The sequence below is a fragment of the Micromonospora sp. CA-263727 genome, from assembly GCF_050942455.1.
In the GTDB taxonomy this organism is placed as follows: domain Bacteria; phylum Actinomycetota; class Actinomycetes; order Mycobacteriales; family Micromonosporaceae; genus Micromonospora.
In genome coordinates this window covers 5,462,310-5,482,806 of the sequence record NZ_CP192031.1, presented here as the reverse complement: position 1 = coordinate 5,482,806, position 20,497 = coordinate 5,462,310, and the positions used below count along the sequence as shown (strand labels likewise).

Annotated in this window: 14 protein-coding genes; 9 read left to right on the top strand and 5 right to left on the bottom strand. The window is 74.7% G+C overall.

Annotated elements, in window-relative coordinates:
- Positions 1 to 58 precede the first annotated feature (58 nt).
- The 3 genes from ACQPYA_RS23860 (at position 59) to ACQPYA_RS23850 (ending at position 3,442) form a co-directional block, all read left to right on the top strand.
- Positions 59 to 1,492 (top strand): RNB domain-containing ribonuclease, encoded by a 1,434-nt coding sequence (locus ACQPYA_RS23860; protein WP_433529321.1) that lies wholly within the window; start codon positions 59 to 61, stop codon positions 1,490 to 1,492.
- 82 nt (positions 1,493 to 1,574) lie between these two features.
- Positions 1,575 to 2,273 carry an NADPH-dependent F420 reductase gene (gene npdG / locus ACQPYA_RS23855; RefSeq protein ID WP_433529320.1) on the top strand — a complete coding sequence of 233 codons (699 nt, stop codon included), beginning with the start codon at positions 1,575 to 1,577 and terminating at the stop codon, positions 2,271 to 2,273.
- A gap of 107 nt (positions 2,274 to 2,380) precedes the next feature.
- Positions 2,381 to 3,442, top strand: a complete 1,062-nt coding sequence (locus tag ACQPYA_RS23850) for a DUF2332 domain-containing protein (protein ID WP_433529319.1) — start codon at positions 2,381 to 2,383, stop codon at positions 3,440 to 3,442.
- Positions 3,443 to 3,519: 77 nt separating this feature from the next.
- Here the strand turns inward: ACQPYA_RS23850 and panB are convergent, their stop codons facing one another.
- Both panB and ACQPYA_RS23840 read right to left on the bottom strand, forming a co-directional pair.
- Entirely contained in the window at positions 3,520 to 4,365 is an 846-nt protein-coding gene (panB, locus tag ACQPYA_RS23845) for a 3-methyl-2-oxobutanoate hydroxymethyltransferase (RefSeq protein ID WP_433529318.1), read from the bottom strand.
- A gap of 146 nt (positions 4,366 to 4,511) precedes the next feature.
- The gene (locus tag ACQPYA_RS23840; RefSeq protein WP_433529317.1) at positions 4,512 to 6,284 is read right to left on the bottom strand and encodes an NAD+ synthase; all 1,773 of its coding nucleotides are present in this window, start codon (positions 6,282 to 6,284) and stop codon (positions 4,512 to 4,514) included.
- Between the two features lie 265 nt (positions 6,285 to 6,549).
- On the opposite strand from ACQPYA_RS23840, the gene glnA reads away from it, so the two are divergent.
- Both glnA and ACQPYA_RS23830 read left to right on the top strand, forming a co-directional pair.
- Positions 6,550 to 7,899 carry a type I glutamate--ammonia ligase gene (glnA, locus tag ACQPYA_RS23835; protein ID WP_433529316.1) on the top strand — a complete coding sequence of 450 codons (1,350 nt, stop codon included), beginning with the start codon at positions 6,550 to 6,552 and terminating at the stop codon, positions 7,897 to 7,899.
- A gap of 107 nt (positions 7,900 to 8,006) precedes the next feature.
- The gene (locus ACQPYA_RS23830) at positions 8,007 to 8,432 is read left to right on the top strand and encodes a DUF350 domain-containing protein (protein ID WP_433529315.1); all 426 of its coding nucleotides are present in this window, start codon (positions 8,007 to 8,009) and stop codon (positions 8,430 to 8,432) included.
- Between the two features lie 195 nt (positions 8,433 to 8,627).
- Here the strand turns inward: ACQPYA_RS23830 and ACQPYA_RS23825 are convergent, their stop codons facing one another.
- Together ACQPYA_RS23825 and ACQPYA_RS23820 are read right to left on the bottom strand one after the other, a co-directional pair.
- Entirely contained in the window at positions 8,628 to 9,176 is a 549-nt protein-coding gene (locus ACQPYA_RS23825; protein WP_433529314.1) for a hypothetical protein, read from the bottom strand.
- Between the two features lie 291 nt (positions 9,177 to 9,467).
- Positions 9,468 to 10,343, bottom strand: coding sequence for a S66 peptidase family protein (locus ACQPYA_RS23820; protein ID WP_433533588.1), 876 nt, complete (start codon positions 10,341 to 10,343; stop codon positions 9,468 to 9,470).
- 216 nt (positions 10,344 to 10,559) lie between these two features.
- Between ACQPYA_RS23820 and ACQPYA_RS23815 the strand changes: the two genes are divergently transcribed.
- Together ACQPYA_RS23815 and ACQPYA_RS23810 are read left to right on the top strand one after the other, a co-directional pair.
- Positions 10,560 to 11,327, top strand: coding sequence for a type 1 glutamine amidotransferase (locus ACQPYA_RS23815; protein ID WP_433529313.1), 768 nt, complete (start codon positions 10,560 to 10,562; stop codon positions 11,325 to 11,327).
- The gene (locus tag ACQPYA_RS23810; RefSeq protein WP_433529312.1) at positions 11,327 to 14,455 is read left to right on the top strand and encodes a bifunctional [glutamine synthetase] adenylyltransferase/[glutamine synthetase]-adenylyl-L-tyrosine phosphorylase; all 3,129 of its coding nucleotides are present in this window, start codon (positions 11,327 to 11,329) and stop codon (positions 14,453 to 14,455) included. The genes ACQPYA_RS23815 and ACQPYA_RS23810 overlap by 1 nt, the downstream gene beginning before the upstream one ends.
- A 45-nt stretch (positions 14,456 to 14,500) precedes the next feature.
- Here ACQPYA_RS23810 and ACQPYA_RS23805 read toward each other — a convergent pair whose 3' ends face one another.
- On the bottom strand, positions 14,501 to 16,501 hold the full coding sequence (locus ACQPYA_RS23805) for a hypothetical protein (protein ID WP_433529311.1): 2,001 nt from the start codon (positions 16,499 to 16,501) through the stop codon (positions 14,501 to 14,503).
- Positions 16,502 to 16,545: 44 nt separating this feature from the next.
- Here ACQPYA_RS23805 and mptB (ACQPYA_RS23800) point away from each other — a divergent pair, with 44 nt between their 5' ends.
- The gene (gene mptB, locus ACQPYA_RS23800) at positions 16,546 to 17,946 is read left to right on the top strand and encodes a polyprenol phosphomannose-dependent alpha 1,6 mannosyltransferase MptB (RefSeq protein WP_433529310.1); all 1,401 of its coding nucleotides are present in this window, start codon (positions 16,546 to 16,548) and stop codon (positions 17,944 to 17,946) included.
- Between the two features lie 445 nt (positions 17,947 to 18,391).
- The gene (gene mptB, locus ACQPYA_RS23795; protein ID WP_433529309.1) at positions 18,392 to 20,215 is read left to right on the top strand and encodes a polyprenol phosphomannose-dependent alpha 1,6 mannosyltransferase MptB; all 1,824 of its coding nucleotides are present in this window, start codon (positions 18,392 to 18,394) and stop codon (positions 20,213 to 20,215) included.
- The last annotated feature ends 282 nt before the right edge of the window (positions 20,216 to 20,497 follow it).

Genomic DNA, 20,497 nt, shown 5'->3' with positions numbered 1-20,497 from the left:
CCGGACGCCCGTCGGTTGGTGGAGGGCGGCGGGTGCGCCGCGCTGTCAGGATTGACCCATGGTCATCCGACGCGTCCTCGCGCCCAGAATCGACTTCGGTGCGCTGCGCCGCGAGTTGGGCCTGCCCGAGGTCTATCCGGAGGCGGCGCAGCGGGAGGCCGACGAGGCCGCCGCCGCGCCGCCCCGGCCGACCGCCGACCGCACGGACATCCCGCTGGTCACGGTCGACCCGCCCGGCTCCCGGGACCTGGACCAGGCGATGCACCTCACCCGCCGCGCCGGTGGCGGTTTCCGGGTGCGGTACGCGATCGCCGACGTCGCCGCACACGTACGCCCGGGTGGTGAACTGGAGGAGGAGACCTGGCGGCGGGGGCAGACCGTCTACCTGCCCGACGGCAACGTGCCGCTGCACCCGCGCATTCTCGGCGAGGGCGCGGCGAGCCTGCTGCCCGGCGTCGACCGGGCGGCCGTGCTCTGGACCATCGACCTGGACGCCGACGGTGGCACCGTCGCCGTGGTGGTGGAACGCGCGCTGGTCCGCAGCCGGGCCCAGCTGGACTATGGCGGGGCGCAGTCCGACGCCGACGCCGGCCGGCTGCCCGAGCCGATCGCCCTGCTGCCCGAGATCGGTGCCCTGCTCACCGCCCGGGGGCTGCGCCGTGGGGCGATCAACCTGCCGATCCCCGAGCAGGACGTGGAGGCCGACGGCGACGGCTGGCGGCTGGTGCTGCGGGCGCCGGTGCCGCTGGAGGAACACAACGCGCAGATCTCCCTGCTCACCGGGATGGCCGCGGCGGACCTCATGCTGGCCGGCGGGGTCGGCCTGCTGCGCACGATGCCGGCACCGAAGCCGGAGGCGGTGCAGCGGCTGCGCGCCGCCGCCGCGCCGCTGGGCGTGCACTGGCCGGACGGCGTGAGCGTCGGCGAGCTGCTGGTCGGGCTGGACCCGGGCCAGCCCCGGGCCGCGGCCTTCGTCGACCAGGCGGCCGAGCTGATGCGGTCGGCCGCGTACACGGCGTTCGCCGGCGAGGTACCCGGGCAGCCGGCGCACGGCGGGGTCGCCGCCGCGTACGCCCATGTCACGGCGCCGCTGCGGCGACTGGCCGACCGGTACGCCACGGAGGTCTGCCTCGCCCTGCACGATGGCCGCGAGGTGCCCGACTGGGCCCAGGCGGCGTTGCCCCGGCTGCCCGCCGTGATGGCCGCGACGGACCGGACCGCGTCGACGGCCAGCCGGGGCGCCATCGACCTGGCCGAGGCGGTGTTGCTGGAGCACCGGATCGGTGAGACCTTCGACGCCGCCGTGCTGGACGTGGACGCGCCGACGAACGGCAAGGCCCGTCCGGGCCGGCCGCCCGGCGGCACCGTCGCCCTGGACGACCCGCCGGTGCGCGCCCGCTGCGTCGGCGAGCTGCCGCTGGGTACGCGGGTACGGGTCCGGCTGGTCGCCGCCGATCCGGTCACCCGCTCGGTCGGCTTCGAACTCGCCTGAGCGGTCCCCGGCGGGGTGCAGCGGGGTTTGTCACAGCGCGGGTCCCTGCTGGCGGGCCGGCGGATTTGCGAGGATGACGACCATGGCATACGACGCGAGCACGCTGCCCGACGTGTCCGGGCTCACCGTCGGCATCATCGGCGGCACCGGCGACCAGGGGCGGGGGCTCGCCTACCGGTTCGCCCGGGCCGGCCAGCCGGTGCTGATCGGCTCCCGCTCCGCCGAGCGGGCCGCGCAGTCGGCCGAGGAGATCGCCGCGCTGCCGGGTGTGCCGGCCGACGGCAGTGTCACCGGTGCCGCCAACGACGAGGTGGCCCGCCGCAGCGATGTGGTGATCATCGCGGTGCCCTGGGACGGGCACGCCGCCACCGTCGCCGGGCTCGCCGAACCACTCGCCGGCAAGATCGTGGTCGACTGTGTCAACCCGCTCGGCTTCGACAAGCAGGGCCCGTACGCTCTGGCCGTCGCCGAGGGCAGCGCCGTCCAGCAGGCCGCCGCGCTGCTGCCCGACTCCCGCGTCTGCGCGGCGTTCAACCACGTCAGCGCGCCGCTGCTGGCCGACCCGGAGATCGACCGGATCGAGCTCGACGTGCTGATCTGCACCGAGGAGCGGGACCTGGCCGGCATCGTCGGCGCGCTCGCCGCCCGCATCCCCGGGATGCGCGGCATCTACGCCGGGCGGCTGCGCAACGCCCACCAGATCGAAGCGTTCACCGCCAACCTGATCGCGATCAACAAGCGTTACCAGGCGCACGCCGGCATCCGCGTCACCGACCTGTGAAAAGACTGTCGGGAGACCCCGGAGCGAGGTTCCCCGACAACCGCTGCCAGCGGCCCGCCCGGTCGGGATGAGTTCGGATGGCGGGTGCTTCCCGCTACTGTCGGGTCGTGCGTGACGTCAGGACCGTGGCAGGGGCATTCCGCACGGCGCGTGGCTTCGACAGCTCCCCGCTGTACAGCCGGCTGCTCGCGGTGGTCGCCGACGACGAGGCGCTGCTCGAACTGGCGGCACAGACCCGACATGGTCAACAGCCCACGTTCGCGCTCTTCGGCGCCGTCCACTACCTGCTGCTGCGCGGCGAGTCCGATCCACTGGCCGAGTACTACCCGTCGGTCGTCGGCGACCGCGCGCGGCCGTTCGACGGGCACACCGGGCCGGCCTTCACGCGCTTCTGCGAGGCGTACTGGGGGCAGATCGCGTCGATCATCGGCACCCGCCTGGTGCAGACCAACCACGTCCAGCGGGCGCTGGTGACCCGGGTCGGTCTCGCCCTGCTGCGTCGTGCGACCTCGGCTCCGGTCTGCGTGGTCGAGGTGGGGTGCAGCGCCGGCCTGAACCTGCGGGCCGACCGCTACGCCTTCACCGTGGAGGGCGCGACCTTCGGCGACCGCGGCTCTCCGGTCCACCTCCGCGTCGAGGTGCCGGGCGCGGCCCTGCTGCCGGACCTGGACCGGTTACCGGGCATCGCCGAGGTGGTCGGCGTCGACCTCGACCCGCCCGACCTCGCCGACGAGGAGGACCGGGCGTGGCTACGCGCGCTCGTCTGGCCGGAGAACGCACACCAGGCGGCACAGCTGCAAGCGGCGCTGGACGCCACCCGCGCCGACCCGCCACGGGTGCTACGCGGCAACGTCATCGAGGTCGGCCCCGACGTCGCGGCGATCCTTCCGGCGGGGCTGCCACGGCTCGTCGTGCACACCGCGACCCGGATCCACGTGCCGGCCGAGGAACGGCCCGCCTTCGACGCCGCGGTCGCCGCCTTCGGCGCGGACGGGCCGATGCTGCACCTCGCGCTGGAAGACGACCGGCGCATCGCGCCCTCGGGTCGCCCCGGCGTCGGACTGACCGCGACCGACGCCGCGGGAAGCCGGACCATCGCTGTCGCCGACGGCCACCTGGCCTGGCTGGAACCACTGCCCGCGATCAACGAGCTGCACCTGCGCCCGTGACAACCCGCCACCTCGGCGCGGCGCGGGAGACCGGACGGGCGGCGGTCCGCCACTCGACGGACCGCCGCCCGGCGTGCTCAGAAGGTGTGCTCGGCGGCGGGGAACTGACCGTCGCGGACCTCGTCGGCGAAGCGGCGGGCCGCCTCGCCCAGCACGCCGGCCAGGTCGGCATAGCGCCGCACGAAGCGCGGCGTCCGGCCGGTACGCAGGCCGGCCATGTCCTGCCAGACCAGCACCTGGGCGTCGGTCTCCGGGCCGGCGCCGATGCCCACCGTCGGGATCGGCAGTTCGGCCGTGACCCGCTTGGCGACCTCGCCGGGCACCATCTCCAGCACCACCGCGAAGGCGCCCGCCGCAGTCACCGCCCGGGCGTCGGCGATCACGTCCTCGGCGGCGTCGCCACGGCCCTGCACCCGGTAGCCGCCGAGCGTGTGCTCACGCTGCGGGGTGAAACCGATGTGCGCCATGACCGGGATGCCGGCGCCGACGATGGCGGCGATCTGGTCGGCGCAGCGTTGGCCGCCCTCCAGCTTCACCGCGTGGCAGCCGCCCTCCTTCATGAACCGGACGGCGGTGCGCAGCGCCTGGGTCGGCCCCTCCTCGTACGAGCCGAACGGCAGGTCGCCGACGACCAGCGCCTGCCGGGTGGCCCGGACGACCGTCCGGACCAGCGGCAGCAACTCCTCGGCGGTCACCGGCAGGGTCGTCTCGTAGCCGTACACGTTGTTCGCCGCCGAGTCGCCGACCAGCAGCACCGGGATGCCGGCGGCGTCGAAGATCGACGCGCTGTACTGGTCGTACGAGGTGAGCATCGACCACTTCTCGCCGCGCTCCTTGGCGGCGATCAGGTCACGGGTGCGGACCCGTCGGGTGGCCGGGCCGCCGTAGAGGGCGGTCACCTCGGCCGGGGTGGATTCCACCATGACTGTCTCCTTCCTCGAGGCCGCGTACGCGGTCCCCGGGTTCTCCGCGATGGTCGCACCGTCGGCCCTGGTCATGGCAGAGCGCAGTGGAGGATGTCACTCCGGGCGGCTGACCGGCCGGGCCGTCGGGCGCACGCGGGGGCGGGTCAGCCGTGCTCGCGCCACCGGTTGGTGATCGGCAGCCGCCGGTCCCGTCCGAACGCCTTCATCGAGATCTTCGTGCCGGGCGCGGACTGGCGACGCTTGTACTCGGCGGTATCCACCATCCGTAGCACCTTGTCCACCACCGCCGGGGTGTGGCCCGAGGCCACCAGCCCCTCACGGCCGAGATCGCCGTCGATGTAGCCGATCAGGATCGGGTCGAGCACGTCGTAGTCGGGCAGCGTGTCGCTGTCGAGTTGGCCGGGGCTCAGCTCGGCGCTCGGCGGCTTGCCGATCGAGTTCTCCGGGATCGGCGGCGTCCCGCCCAGCCGGGCCGCCTCGGCGTTGCGCCACTTGGCCAGCCGCCAGACCAGCGTCTTCCAGACGTCCTTGATGGGATTGAAACCGCCGACCGAGTCGCCGTAGAGGGTCGAGTAGCCGACCGCCAACTCGCTCTTGTTGCCGGTGGTGAGGACCAGGTGGCCCTCCTGGTTCGACAGCGCCATCAGGATCACCCCCCGGACCCGGGCCTGGAGGTTCTCCACGGCCACCCCGGCCAGCGACATGTTCGCCAGGAAGGTGTCCACCATCGGCTGGATCGGCTCGATCCGGTAGTCCAGCCCGGTGCGCTTGGCCAGGTCGGCCGCGTCCTCCCGGCTGTGCTCGGAGGAGTGCTGGCTGGGCAGGGAGACCCCGACCACCCGGTCGGCGCCGAGCGCGTCCACCGCGATGGCCGCGACGACCGCCGAGTCGATGCCGCCGGAGAGCCCGAGCACCACCGAGGGGAAGCGGTTCTTGTCGACGTAGTCCCGCAGCCCGAGCACCAGCGCCTGCCACACCTCGGCCTCGTCGGCCACCGGCTCGATGATCCCGCCGGCCGCCGCCGGGCCGGTCGGCGCCGGCGGGAGGCCGTCGACGGTACGGCGCACCACCCGCAGCCCGTCGGCGAGTTCCGCGCCGCCCGGCGTGCCGTCGTCGCCCGACCCGGCCGCCTCGGGCAGCTCCACGTCCTGCACGAGCAGGTGCTCGACGAACTGCGGTGCCCGGGTGAGCAGCGTGCCGTCCGCCGCCACGATCATCGAGTCGCCCTCGAAGACCAGTTCGTCCTGGCCGCCGATCATGTTGACGTACGCGATGGTGGCCCCGGCCTCGGCGGCCCGGCGACGGACCAGCGGCAGCCGGACGTCGTCCTTGTTCAGCTCGTACGGCGAGCCGTTGATGTTGACCACCAGCCCGACCCCGACCTGCCGGGCGGCGGCGAACGGCCCGCCGGCCTGCCACAGGTCCTCGCAGATGGTCAGCACCACGTCCACCCCGCCGAGGCGGACCACGGTGAGCATCTCCCCGGGCACGAAGTAGCGGTCCTCGTCGAAGACGCCGTAGTTGGGCAGGTGGTGCTTGAAGTAGCGGGCCACCACCTCGCCCCGGTGCAGCAGGGCGGCCGCGTTGCGGGCCCCCCGACCCGGCTCGGCTTCCCCGCTGACCTGCGGCGGGCCGTCGGCGTCGAGGTAGCCGACCACGACCGGCAGCTCGCCCAGGCCGTCGGCGGCCAGGTCGGCGGCGAGCCGGTCGAGCGCCGCCTTCGACGCGGCGACGAAGGACCGCCGGAAGACCAGGTCCTCCACCGGGTAACCGGTCAACATCAGCTCCGGGAAGAGGGCCAGCTGGGCGCCGGCGTCGGCGGCCCGGCGGGCCCAGGCGCGGACGCGGCCGGCGTTGCCGTCGATGTCGCCGACGCTGGGGTTGACCTGGCAGAGCGCGAGACGCAGGGTGGGCATGCCCTCATCTTGCCCCAGCGGGATGGGGCCGACACGCGGGCCGCGGGCAGACCCCGCCTGCCACCGGGCGCCGGCAGGGTCGGGTAGCGCCCGTGCCACCGGAGACCGGGTTCTCCGTAGGTCGGCGACCGTCGGTCGGGACTGGACGGGACGCGGCGGCGGCGGTTCGCGTAACGTCTGCGTAATCGGGTCGGTGAAGACTGATCGGTCAGGTCGGGCAAGGCCCGACCGAGGCGGACAGAGCGTGTCGCGGAAGGTTGGGGCAGTGGACCGTCAGCAGGAGTTCGTCCTCCGTACGCTGGAAGAGCGGGACATCCGCTTCGTCCGGCTCTGGTTCACCGACGTGCTCGGCACGCTCAAGAGCGTCTCCGTCGCCCCCGCCGAGTTGGAGGCCGCCTTCGAGGAGGGCATCGGCTTCGACGGCTCGGCCATCGAGGGCTTCGCCCGGGTCTTCGAGTCGGACATGGTCGCCATGCCCGACCCGACCACCTTCCAGGTCTTCCCGTTCGAGGGCGGGGTCAGCGGCGAGAGCGCCCGGATGTTCTGCGACATCCTGCTCCCCGACGGCGGCCCGTCCTGGGCCGATCCCCGGCACGTGCTGCGCCGGGCGCTGTCCCGGGCGGCCGAGAAGGGCTTCACCTTCTACACCCACCCCGAGATCGAGTTCTTCCTGCTGGAGGACGGGCCGATGGACGGCTCGGTGCCCGTGCCGGTGGACAGCGGCGGCTACTTCGAGCACACCACCCACGCGGTGGCGCGCGACTTCCGCCGCCAGGGGGTGCTGGCGCTGGAGCGGATCGGCATCTCGGTCGAGTTCAGCCACCACGAGGTGGCCCCCGGCCAGCAGGAGATCGACCTGCGCTACGCCGACGCGCTGACCACCGCCGACAACATCATGACCTTCCGGCACGTGGTCAAGGAGGTGGCGCTCTCCACCGGGGTGCAGGCCACCTTCATGCCCAAGCCCTTCACCGACCAGCCCGGCAGCGGGATGCACACCCACCTGTCGCTCTTCGAGGGGGAGCGCAACGCGTTCCACGACGCCGGCGACCCGATGAAGCTCTCCAAGGTGGCCCGGGCGTTCATCGCCGGGCTGCTGACCCACGCCCGCGAGTACACCGCGGTCACCAACCAGTGGGTCAACTCGTACAAGCGGCTCTTCCCGCAGGCGCTGCCGGACCGGGTCACCGAGAGCCCGGCGTACGTCTGCTGGGGGCACCTGAACCGCTCCGCGCTGGTTCGCGTCCCGGCGTACGGCAAGCCGAACTCGGCCCGGGTGGAGATCCGCTCGCCCGACTCGGCCGCCAACCCGTACCTCGCCTTCGCGGTGCTGCTCGGCGCCGGGATGAAGGGCATCGAGGAGGGGTACGAGCTGCCGCCGGGCGCCGAGGACGACGTCTGGTCGCTGACCAGCGCCGAGCGGCGGGCGATGGGGTACGAACCGCTGCCGGAGAACCTGGCCGAGGCGATCGACGTGATGGCCGGCTCGGAACTGGTCGCCGAGGTGCTCGGCGAGCACGTCTTCGACTTCTTCCTGCGTAACAAGCGCGCCGAGTGGGAGCAGTACCGCCGCGAGGTCACCCCGTACGAGCGGCGGCGCTACCTGGCGCTGTAGGGCGGCGGGCCCCGTGAAGGGGCCGGCGTGGGGCGTTGCGCCTCCCCGCTATCGTCTCGATCACCGTGCCGGCGCCCGCCGGCCGGGGACGGTCGGGGAGGCAGTCGGTGCTGGAGGATCTGCTCAGCGGAGCCTGGCAGAGCGTGGTGTTCGGGGCGGTCGGGGTCGGCCTGATGGCCGCCGGCTTCCTGCTGGTCGACCTGCTCACGCCCGGCAAGCTGCGGGAACTGATCTGGATCCGCCGCAACGCCAACGCCGGGCTGCTGCTCGCCGCCAACCAGCTCGGTGTCGCCGCGATCGTGTTCACCGCGATCCTGACCAGCTACCACGACTTCGCCAAGGGGCTGGCCTCGACGGTGCTGTTCGGGCTGATCGGCCTGGCCATCATGGCGCTGGCCTTCTTCGTGCTGGACCTGCTCACCCCGGGCAAACTCGGCGAGGTCGTCTGCTCCGACGAGCCGCACCCGGCGGCCCGGGTCAGCGCCGCCACCCACTTCGGCGCCGCGCTGATCGTCTGCGCCTGCATCGCCTGACGACGCCGCGCCGCCCGGCTCGATCCACCTCCGGGCCGGGCCGGGGCTGATCGGTTCCGTGCCCGCGCCGGGGCCCGATCCACTCCATGCCCCGCGCCGGGGCCGATCCCATCTGCTCCGCCGGTATGGCGGTATCGCGGTTTGTCCGGATACCGCCATACCGGCGTCGTGGAGCCGGTCAAGCCGGCCTGGGCGTCACTTGCCGGGTGCGTCTCCGTGATCGCCACGGCCGCCCGGCCCACCCGGGCCGCCCCAGCCACCCGGGCCGCCGAGCACGCCGGCCTCCACGGCCGCGGTGATCGCGTCGGCCTGCTCCTGGGTGAGCTTGCCGTCCTCGACCGCCTTCGCGAGCCGCTCGGCCAGCGCCTCCTTGCGGTCCTCGGCGGATGCCTTCGGCCCGCGCTCGCCGCCACGGCCTTCACGGCCCTTGTCGCCATGGCCCTCGCGGCCCTGGCCGTCCGGCCGGCCCTGCGGCTTGTGCTCCTCGCGGAGCTTCTCCAGGGCCGCGGTCACCTTCTCGGTGGGCACGCCGAGCTCCTCGGCCAGCGCCTCGGCGAACGCCTCACGCTGCTCCCCGCGCTCCGGCCGCTGGCCGTCCTGCTGCTGCTCCTCGGCGCTCGCGCTGGCGCTCGGGGTGGCCTTGTCGTCGGCGAGCGCCACGGTGGGAGCGGCAATCCCCACGCCGAGCACGCCCGCGGCGGCCAGACCGGCCAGCAGGTGCTTCTTCGAGATCGTGCGGGACATCGATCCTCCAACTCGTAGGTGTTCCGTTGACGTCACCGACAGTGATGGCGCTGGCTTGGGGCGAGCCGTGGCGAAGCTGTCAGCGGGCTGGCAATCCGGCCGGGCAAAACGGGTGAATCGGCTGCTTCGGCGCGCCGAGGCCATCCGGGCACGACAGGTCGGCACGGCTGTGGCGGACGGGGAAACCGTGACGGGCTGGGGCCGTGGCCCGGCTCACCCCGGCCCGGCTCACCCCGGCCCGGCTTTGCCCGGCCCGGCTTTGCCCGGCCCGGCTCACCCCGGCCGGCGGCGTCAGCGGACGGCGGGGGCGACGGTCAGCGTTCCGGCCTCGGCGTCGAGGGTGGCCAGCGTGCCGACCGGAACGCTGAGCTGACCGGGTCCGTGCCCGATCGGCAGGCCGCCCAGCACCGGCACCGACAGGTCGCCGAGGCGTTCGGTGAGGACGTCGGCGACGCCCACCTCCCAGCCGTCCGCGCAGTCGGTGAACTGGCCCACGGCGACCCCGGCCAGCCGCTCCAACACGCCGGCCCGGCGCAGCTGGGTCAGCATCCGGTCGACCTTGTAGGGCGGCTCCTGGATGTCCTCCAGGAGCAGCACCGCCCCGGTCAGATCGGGCATGTCCGGGGTGCCCAGGGTGGCCACGATCAGGCAGAGGTTGCCGCCCAGCAGCCGGCCGACGGCCCGCCCCGGCAGGCGTACGCCGAAGGTCTCCTCGCCCTCGACGGCGCGTACGGTGACCGGCGTGGTGGTGGTGAGCGCCGCGTGCAGGGACTCCGCCGAGGCCAGCGGGGTGCGCTCGTCCCGCCAGGCCGCCCCGGGCCCGTGCACCCCGGCCAGCCGGGCGCCCCGCCACAGGGCCAGTTGCAGCGCGGTGATGTCGGAGAAGCCGGCCACCACCTTCGGGTCACGGCGCACCGCGGCCATGTCGATCGCCTCCACCACCCGCTGCGCGCCGTAGCCGCCCCGGGTGCAGATCACCCCGCGCACCCCCGGGTCGGCGAAGGCGGTGTTCAGGTCGGCCGCGCGGAGCGCGTCGGAACCGGCCAGGTAGCCCTGCCGGGCGTACACGTTCGGCGCGAGCACCGGCCGCAGGCCCCAGCCGGTGAGCAGCTCGATCCCCCGGGCCACCCGCTCCGGGCGGGTCGGCCCCGAAGGCGATACCAGCATCACGGTGTCGCCGGGGCGCAGCGCCGGCGGGCGTACGACATCGTCGGGCGGGAAGTGGTCGGGCGGGAAGTGGTCGGGCGTGGTGTGGTCGGGCGGGGTGTGGTCGGGCACAGCGGCTGAGCCTAGTGCGCCGTTCCAGAGCATCGGCAGGGTTCCTGGAGACCGCACCGGTCCCGCGTGGCGATCCGGTCGGCGGGACCGGATAGCCTCGACGGCGTGGCAACCGCGTTGGTGATCGAGAATGACCCGACCGACGACCTGCGCCGGCTGGGGGAGTGGTTGACCGAGGCCGGCCTCGACCTGTCGGTGATCCGCCCGCACCGCGGCGACGCGCTCCCGGCCGACCTCGACGGGTACGCCGCCCTGGTGGTGCTCGGCGGTGACCAGCAGGCATATCCGGACGCCGACGGGGCACCGGACGCGCCCTGGTTCCCGGCCGTGGAGGGGCTGCTGCGCAAGGCCGTCCGGCACCGGGTGCCGACGCTGGGCATCTGCCTCGGCGCCCAGCTGCTCGCCACCGCCCACGCGGGCACGGTCGAGCGGAGCGCGTCCGGTCCGGAGGTCGGCCCCGCCGTGGTCGGCCGCCGGGACGCGGCCGAGTCCGACCCGCTCTTCCGGTACGTCCCGCTGATCCCCGACGTGCTCCAGTGGCATGCCGACGAGATCACCCAACTGCCCGCCAGCGCCACCCTGCTGGCCGCCTCCACCCGCTACCCGCACCAGGCGTTCCGCCTCGGCGACCGGGCCTGGGGCCTGCAATTCCACATCGAGTGTGACACCGCCATGATCGCGGAGTGGGCCGCCGACTCGGTGTTGCTGGCCGAGTTGGGCTACGACCCGCAGCTGGTGATCTCCGCCTGCAACGCGGTGATGGCCGACGTCGAGGAGGTGTGGCAGCCCTTCGCCGCCCGGTTCGCCGCGCTTGCCCTCGGCGAACTGGACGACAGCGGGTCGCGCCGCAGTCTGCCGCTGCTCGGCCACTGATGGGCCGGCCGACCAGCGCCACGGGCCGGCTCGCCCGCTACGGCTTCGGCATCGCCGACGACGACGGCGGCGCCCGGGCCGCCGACCTGCTCGGCCCCGGCGGGCTCGACCTGTGGCGGCCACAGACCCAGGAACCCACCGACGACGCGGCCCAGGAACTGCTCACCGCGCTGTCCCGGGCCGCCGACCCGGACCTGGCGCTACGCCAGCTGCACCGGCTCGTCGAGGGCGAGCATCGCGCGAGGTCGACCGGGAACGGCGGGCCGGGCCCGGCCGGCGCGGTTCGACCGGGCCACGGCGCCGGGCCGGGCCGGGCCACGGCAGCCGGCGATGCGGTGCCCGGCGGCCCAGGTGCGTCGCCGGGCGGCATCGGCGAAGGCTCGGCGCTGCTCGCCGCGCTGCACGAGGACGCGGGGCTGCGTCGCCGGCTGATCGCCGTGCTGGGCGCCTCCTCGGCGCTCGGCGACCATCTCGTCGCCAACCCGGACCAGTGGCCGGTGCTGCGGACCGCCCCGGACGGGCTCGCCCCGATCGCCGACGGGCAGCTCGACCTCTCCGGGGACGGCAACCCGGTGGCGGTGCTGCGTCAGGCGTACCGGCGGGCCCTGCTGCGCGTCGCGGCGGCCGACCTGACCGGCGGACGTGGCCTGGAACAGACCATGGCCGCGCTCTCCGCGCTCGCCGACGCCACCCTCTCCGCGGCGTACGCGATCGCCGTCGCCGAACTGCCCGACGGGAGCCGGGAGCCCCGGCTGGCCGTGGTGGCGATGGGCAAGTGCGGCGGCGGCGAGCTGAACTACGTCTCCGACGTCGACGTGATCTTCGTGGCCGCCGAGGACGACGACCTGACCACGGCGACCACGATCGCCACCCGCCTGATCCACATCTGCGGGCTGGTCGCCTGGCCGGTCGACGCCGCGCTGCGCCCCGAGGGGAACCGGGGTCCACTGGTGCGGACCCTCGCGAGCCACCTGGCGTACTACCGGCGGTGGGCCCGCACCTGGGAGTTCCAGGCGCTGCTCAAGGCCCGCCCGGCCGCCGGCGACCTGGCGCTCGGCCAGGAGTGGATCGACGCCCTGGCCCCGCTGCTCTGGCAGGCGGCCGAGCGCCCGGAGGCGGTCGAGGACGTCCGGGCCATGCGGCGGAAGATCATCGACCACATCCCGCCGAAGGAGCTGGAACGCGAGATCAAGCGCGGTCCCGGTGGGCTGCGCGACATCGAGTTCGCGGTGCAGCTGCTGCAACTCGTGCACGGCCGGGGCGACGAGTCGCTGCGCGCGCCCGGGACCCTCCCCGCCCTGCGGGCGCTGGTCAACGGCGGCTACGTCGGCCGGGCCGACGGGGAGGCGCTGCTGCGCGGCTACCGCTTCCTGCGCGGCATCGAGCACCGCCTGCAACTTCAGGGCCTGCGCCGGACCCACACCGTGCCGACCGAACCGGGCGCGCTGCGCTGGCTGGCCACCGCGCTCGGCTACGCGGCCACGCCGGGGCGCAGCGCCGTCGAGGAGTTCCGCGCCGAGTGGGTCACCCACGCCACCGAGGTACGCCGACTGCACGCCAAACTGCTCTACCGGCCGCTGCTGGAGTCGGTGGCCCGGGTGCCCGCCGACGGCCTGCGGCTGACCCCGGCGGCGGCCCGCAACCGGCTGGAGATCCTCGGCTTCGCCGACCCGGCCGGGGCGCTGCGTCACCTCCAGGCCCTCACCGGCGGGGTGAGCCGCACCGCGGCGATCCAGCGCACCCTGCTGCCGGTCCTGCTCAGCGAGTTCGCCGACGCCCCCGAACCGGACCGCGGCCTGCTCAACTACCGGCAGGTCTCCGACTCCCTCGGCAGCACCCCCTGGTATCTCCGGCTGCTGCGCGACTCGGGGCCGGTGGCCCGCCGGCTGGCCCGGGTGCTCTCCTCCTCCCGGTACGCCGCCGACCTGCTGGCCCGCGAGCCGGAGGCGTTGCGCCTGCTGGCCGAGGAGAGCGAACTGAGCCCGCGCCCCCGCGACGTGCTCTGCGACGGGTTCGCCGCCGCCGCGGCCCGGCACACCGACCCGGTCGAGGCCACCCGGGCGGTACGCGCGCTGCGCCGCCGGGAACTGCTCCGCCTCGCCTGCGCCGACGTGCTCAGCCGCGCCGGCTCGCTCGCCCCGGCTCGCCCCGACGGCCGCCCGACCTCCGGCCTGGCCGACATCACCGCGGTCGGCACCGCGCTCTCCGACGTCACCGACGCCACCCTCGCCGCCGCGCTGCGGACCGCACGGGCCGCCCAGCCGGCCATGCCGGGGCTGCGTTTCGCGGTGATCGGCATGGGCCGGCTCGGCGGCTACGAGTCCAACTACCTCTCCGACGCCGACGTGCTCTTCGTCTACGACCCGCCGGAGGGCGTCAGCGAGAGCGCGGCCAGCGCCGCCGCCCAGGCCATCGCCGAGGAACTGCGCCGCCTGCTCGGCATGCCCGCGCCCGACCCGCCGCTCGGCGTCGACGCCGACCTGCGTCCGGAGGGCCGGCAGGGGCCACTGGTCCGCAGCCTCGCCGCCTACCAGCAGTACTACGCCCGCTGGTCGCGGGTGTGGGAGGCACAGGCGCTGCTGCGCGCCCGATGCGTCTGCGGCGACGCCGACCTGGGCACCCGGTTCGAGCAGATGGTCGACCCGGTCCGCTACCCGGCCGACGGGCTGACCCGGGAACAGGTCGTCGAGATCCGGCGGATCAAGGCGCGGGTGGAGACCGAGCGGCTGCCCCGGGGCGCCGACCCGGCCACCCACACCAAGCTGGGACGGGGCGGTCTGGCCGACGTCGAGTGGGCGGTTCAGCTGCTCCAGCTGCGGCACGCGGGGGCGTACCCGGCGCTGCGCGGCACGCGTACCGTCGACGCGCTCGCCGCCGCCCGGGACGCCGGACTGGTCGACCCGGCGGACGCCGAGGCGATGGCGGCCGGCTGGACCCTCGCCGCGCAGGTCCGCAACGCGCTGATGCTGGTCCGTGGCCGGGCCGGCGACCAACTGCCCCGGCACGGCGTGGAGCTGGCCGGCGTGGTCCGGCTGCTCGGCCGCGACGACCCGGGCGAGTTCCTCGACGAGTACCTACGCACCGCCCGCCGCTCCCGCACCGCCACCGAACACCTCCTAGAGATGTAAGGAAGGGCCCCCTGTTAACGCCTGGGGTAGAGCAGGGGCCCCCTATTAACACCGGAGTCCGGTGCCGAGGGTCCAGGTGCCGGCGCTCGGCACGGTGACGGCGGTCCAGCCGCCGTCATCGGCCACCACCGGCCGGTCGGCGACACCCTCCGCAGCGGCGGTTCCCTGCGCAGCCGTGGTTCCCGGCGCAGCGGCGGTTCCCCCGGCGGTGGTTGCCGTTCGGCGGGTCGCCGTGCTGGGGCCGGCGGTGACGGTGAGCCAGCGGTTGTGCCGTACCCGTACCGGCACCGTGGCGGCGCCTCCGGTGCGGAAGGTCACCGCCGCGCCGTCGGCGCGGAGCAGCTCGCCGGGGGCCCCGACCAGCGGCGTCGGGTCGGTCACCGCGTACAGCCGCCAGCGGTGGTCCGACCAGAGTTCGGTGAGGTACGGCAGGCCGCCCGTGACCAGTTCGGCCTCGGCCCGGCCGACCCAGGACAGCGGCGCGTCGGGCACCGCGACATACTGCACCGCGTTCTCGTCCAGCCAGGCCCGGTAGGTCTCGGCGGTCAGCGGCACGCCGGTGCCGGTCGCGCCCGGCACGGTGGCGAAGAACAACGGGTTGCGCTCGATGTCCGCCTGCCGCAGCCAGCCCCGGGCCAGCGGCACGTCGCCGAGCCGGGCGGCCTCCCAGTAGTTGCGGGTGGGTGGCACCTCCAGTCGGCCGGTGAGCCCGCGCCGGTCCAACTCGGCGCGCAGCGGGGCGAAGTAGCCGGGATCGCTGGTCGGGTCGCCGAGGCTGCGCAGGTCGGCGGGGACCACCGGTGGCTGCCACCAGCACACCGCCGCCAGCAGCACGGTCAGCGCCGTCGCCACCATCCCCCGCCGGTGCGGCCGCGCCGCCGCGCCAGCCAGCCCGGCGGCGCTGGGTCGGGTCGCCGGGCCGGGCTGGGCCGGCAGGCTGGGCTGGAACGCCGGGCTAGGCTGGGCTGCCGGGCTGGGCTGGGTCGGTGGGCTGGGCCGGGTCGGTGGGCTGGGCCGGGTCGGTGGGCTGGGTGGTGGCGTGGCCGGGTGTCGCCGGGCCGGTCGGGCCAGCCAGGTGGGGGGAAGGGCCGCGGCGGCCAGGAGCGGCAGCGCGAACATGGTCGCGAGCCGGGTGGCGTTCAGCCCGACCGGGGTGTGCACCAGCGCCGCCGCGACCACCCCACCCGCTGCGAGCAGCGCACCCAACCGTACCGGCCGGTACCCGACCAGGACGGCCACCAGCAGGGCTGTCACCGTCGCCCGGATCGCGTCGGTGCGGCTGATGTTCATCCAGCCGCCGTCGCCGAACAGCACCGCCGTGGCCCCCAGCGGCAGGGCGGCGGCGACCGCGATGGCGAGGCCGTCGGCGTACCGGCGGGACAGCAGCAGGGCGACTCCGGCGAGGCCGACGAAGAGACCGGCCACCGGGCTGGTCGCCGAGGCCAGCAGCGCCCCGGCCGCGGCCAACCCGAGCCGCAGCCAACCGCCGCGCCACCCGAGCCGCAGCCAGCCCGTGGCGGCGCCGAGCCGTGGCCGGCCGGTGGGCAGGTCGGACCGTGGCCGGCCGGTGGAGGTGTCGAGCCGTGGCCGACCGCCGGCACCGGCCGGGCGGACGGCGTCGGTCCGCCAGGTGAGGGCGAGCAGGGCGGCGAGGCCGAAGGCCACCCCGAGGCCGTACGTCACCCGGCCGGAGATCAGGTTGCCGGCGATGGTGACCACCCCGACCAGAGCGCCGAGCAGCGGCCGGGGAACCCGGGTGCGTACCAGTAGCGCGGCGAACACGGTCGCCGCCGTGACCAACGCCACCACGCCGGTGAGGCGTACCCCGAGCAGGGCCATCACCGGCTGGGCGAGCAGGCTGTAGCCGAACTGCTGGACGCCGCCGTACCAGCGCAGGTCCACCGGGGTCGGGCCGTGCGCGGCGAAGAAGTCGGCCCGGGCCACCTGCGCGGCAAGGTCCGAACCCATCGGCGGAAGGAGGAGGTACGCCACACCGAGCACCCCGGCGGACGCGGCGGCCAGCGCCACCACCCGACTGCCCCGCATGCCCACCTCCGTACCGCGACCACGGTACTGGCAGCATGTCCGGCGTGCCCCATCACCTCGTGCGCTGGACTGGACTGGCCGGATCGATCATGCTCGCCGTGGCCGCGTTCCTCGGTGGCGCCCTACCCGACGGAGATCTTCGACCGACTCCGGTGCGGATCTGGCAGGGGACACACGGGCCGCTGATCATCGGGCTCTGGCTGGTCGGCACCACCGCCATGGCGGTCGCCTGGTGGGTGCTGCGGGACCGGGTGCCGTCGGCCCGGTGGGCCCTGGTCACCGCCGGTCTGTGGCTGTTGCCGTTCCTGTTCACGCCGCCGCTGGGCAGCCGGGACGCCTACGCGTACGCCTGCCAGGGGGCCAGCTACTCGGCCGGCATCAACCCTTACGAGTTCGGGGTCTCCACCCTGCCGTGCCCCTGGCTGGACACCATGTCGCACATCTGGCGGGACACCCCGGCGCCGTACGGACCGCTGTTCGTGATGCTCTCCGGCGCGGTGGTGGCCGCGACCGGCTCGCTGTTCGGCAGCATCGCGCTGTTCCGGGTGATCGCGGTGGCCGGGGTGGTGCTGACGGCGGCCTGCCTGCCGGTGCTGGCCCGCCGCTGCGGCGTGCCGGTCGGCCGGGCGCTCTGGCTGGCCCTGGCCAGTCCGCTGGTCGGGGTGCACCTGGTCTCCGGGGTGCACAACGACGCGTTGATGGTCGGGCTGATGGTGGCCGGGCTGGCCATCGTGGTCAGCTGGCCGGGCCGGCCGTGGCCGCTGCTGGCCGGCGGGGTGGTGCTCGGCATGGCCGCCGGGATCAAGGTGACCGCGCTGGTGGTGGTGCCGTTCGCGGCGCTCGCCGCGATCGTCGGCGGGTTCTCGCTGCGGGCGCTGCTGCGCGACGGTACGCCGGTGGTCGGCGGGGCGGTGGCGACGCTGCTCGGCGTGACGTTCGCCGCCGGGCTGGACTTCGGCTGGATCACCGGACTGTCGCACGGCAACGAGGTGATCGCCTGGACTTCGCCGCCGACCGCCGTCGGGCAGACGGTCGGTTACCTGGTGCTGCCGTTCGGCCTGCACGTCGACGCGCTGCCGGTGACCCGGGGGATCGGCATGGTGGTGCTGGCGGCGCTGCTGGTCTGGCTGTGGTTCCGGGCTCGGCACCGCGATCCGCTGTGGCACGCCGCGCTGGCGCTGACCGCGACGGTGGCGCTCGCCCCGCTGTTCCACCCCTGGTACTGGTTCTGGCCGCTGGCCCTGCTCGCCGCCACCGCCCACCGCACCTGGTGGTTCAGCGCGGTGGCCGTGTTCGCCGCGTTCCAGGTGCTGGCCGACGGCACCGGGCTGCCTCGGTACAGCAAGACGGTCGGGGCGCCGCTGATGACGCTGTTGGTGATTGTGGTGGCGGTTCGCTTGGTACGGTCGGCTCGGGCGGCCCGCCGCCCGGTTCCCGCCGACTGAGGAGAGTGCGTCGGTGACCGATCCCGGCGCCCGTCCCGCCCCCGATGCCCACCCAGCCCGAGACGCCCCACCGGCGTCCGGTGCCCGGTCGGCGTCTGGTGCCCGTTCGGCGTCTGGTGCTGAGCCGGCGTCTGGTGCTGAGCCGGCGTCTGGTGCTGAGCCGGCGTCTGGTGCTGAGCCGGCGTCTGGTGCTGAGCCGGCGTCTGGTGCTGAGCCGGCGTCTGGTGCTGAGCCGGCGTCTGGTGCTGAGCCGGCGTCTGGTGCTGAGCCGGCGTCTGGTGCTGAGCCGGCGTCTGGTGCTGAGCCGGCGTCTGGTGCTGAGCCGGCGTCTGGTGCTGAGCCGGCGTCTGGTGCTGAGCCGGCGTCTGGTGCTGAGCCGGCGTCTGGTGCCCGGCTGGTCGGCACCCGTGATCGGGGCGTCCGCTACAGCGGGCTGGCCGGGGCGGTGCTGCTGGCGGTCGCCGGGTACCTCGGCGGCGCGCTGCCCGGCGCGACCACGTCCCGGGTCTGGTCCTCTGACGGCGGCCCGTTGACCGTGGTGCTGTGGCTGCTCGGCACCGGCGCGATGGTGGGTGCCTGGTGGGCGCTGCGCGGCGGCGCGCCGTCGACCCGGTGGGCGTACGTCACCGCCGGGCTGTGGGCGCTGCCCCTGCTGGTCACCGCCCCGCTGGGCAGCCGGGACATCTACTCGTACGCCTGCCAGGGCTGGGTGTACGCCGACGGCGGCGACCCGTACGCCACCGGAGTGGCCGCAGCCGGCTGTCCCTGGCTGGAGACGGTCGCGCCGATCTGGCGGGACACCCCGGCACCGTACGGGCCGTTCTTCGTGCTGCTCGCCGCGCTCGCCGTGGTCCTCGGCGGTGGCCTGGCCGGCACTCTGGTGCTGCTGCGGGTGCTGGCGGTGGCGGGGCTGCTGCTGGCGGCGTTCTGCCTGCCCGGCCTGGCCCGGGCGGCTGGGGTGCCGCCCCGGCGGGCGACCTGGCTGGTGCTGGCCTGCCCGCTGGTCGGGGTGCACCTGGTGGCCGGGGCGCACAACGACGCGGTCATGCTCGGCCTGCTCCTGCTCGGCCTGCTGCTACTGGTCCGTCGCCCCCACCGAACGACGGGCCCGCCCCACCTCGCTGCCCCAAGCCCTCAGGGCCACCCAAGCCCTCAGGGCCAATCGAGTCCGCCGGACCAACCAAGCCGGCCGGGGGAATCGAGTCCGTCGGGCGAATCGAGTCCGCCGGGCCAACCAAGCCGGCCGGGCCAACTAAGCGTGCCGGGGGAATCGAGTCTGCCGGGGGAATCGAGTCCGCTGAGGCAACTGAGCGTGCCGGGCCAAGCGGGCAGGCCGAGTCGGCTGGGCCAGCCAATTCGGTCGAGGTGGACGGGCCAGCCGTCCGGGCCGGAGACGGGCGCTGCCGGGGCGCTGCTGGCCGTCGGGTGGTTGCTGGTTGCCGGGGTGTTGCTCGGCCTGGCGGTGTCGGTGAAGGCCACCGCCGTGGTGGTGCTGCCGTTCGCGGCGTTGGCTGCGGTGCGCGGCCGGTACACCGTGGCGGCGCTGCTGCGCGACGGCGGCACCCTCGCCGTCGGTGTGCTCGGTGGGTTGGCGGTGACCTCGCTGCTGTCGGGCCTCGGGCTGGGCTGGATCGGTGGGCTGGGTAGCAGCGGCGACACCGAGCAGTGGACGTCGCCGCCGACCGCCGTCGGCATGGTCGTCGACTACGCCGGTGGACTGGTCGGCCTGCAGCCCGCCGGTGTACCGGTGGCCCGGGTCGTGGCGCTGGTGCTGCTGGCCGCCCTGCTCGTGTTGCTCTGGTGGCGGAGCTGGTCGGCACTGCGCCGCCCGGCCGGCGTCGAGCCGCAGGGCGTGGGCGGCGTCGAGCCGCGCGGACAGGCCGGTGTCGAGCCGCACGGCCGGGCCGGCGTTGAGCCGCAGGGTCTGGGCGGCGTTGAGCCGCAGGGTCTGGATGGGGTCGGAGCAGGAGCCGGTCGCCTCCGGGTGGTGTTGCTCGGTGCCGGGCTGGCGCTGGCACTCACGGTCGCCCTCGCCCCGGTGTTCCACCCCTGGTACGCGACCTGGCCGCTGGCGGTGCTCGCGGTGGCGGCAGCCAGGACCACCTGGTTCGTGGCGCCCAGCGCGCTGGTGGCCTTCCTCGCCCTGCCGGACGGCACCAACCTGGCCCGACTGGCAAAAGCGCCCGGCGCGGTGGCGATGACCCTGCTGGTGATCGGCGTGGCGGTCTGGGGCCTGCCCCGGCTACGCCGGGCCCGCGAGCTGCCCTGAGCCCACTCGCGCTGACGCTCGCAGGGCCAGCCGCACGCCGCCCATCCCGCCACGCCAACCGGCGTCCGAGCGTCACGCCACCTGGCCCGACCTCACCTGGCCCGACCTCACGGGGCGCGCTCGGACGGGCCACTCGATCCTGGATCGAGTGGCCTTCTCGCGACACCGATGCGACTCGGTCCAGGATCGAGCGTGATCATGATCGGGCAGGCGTGGCCGTGGCGCTTCGGTCGGTCCGGGCCGCTGGGTTGGCTCGCTCGTCCTGACCTCCATGGCCTGCGG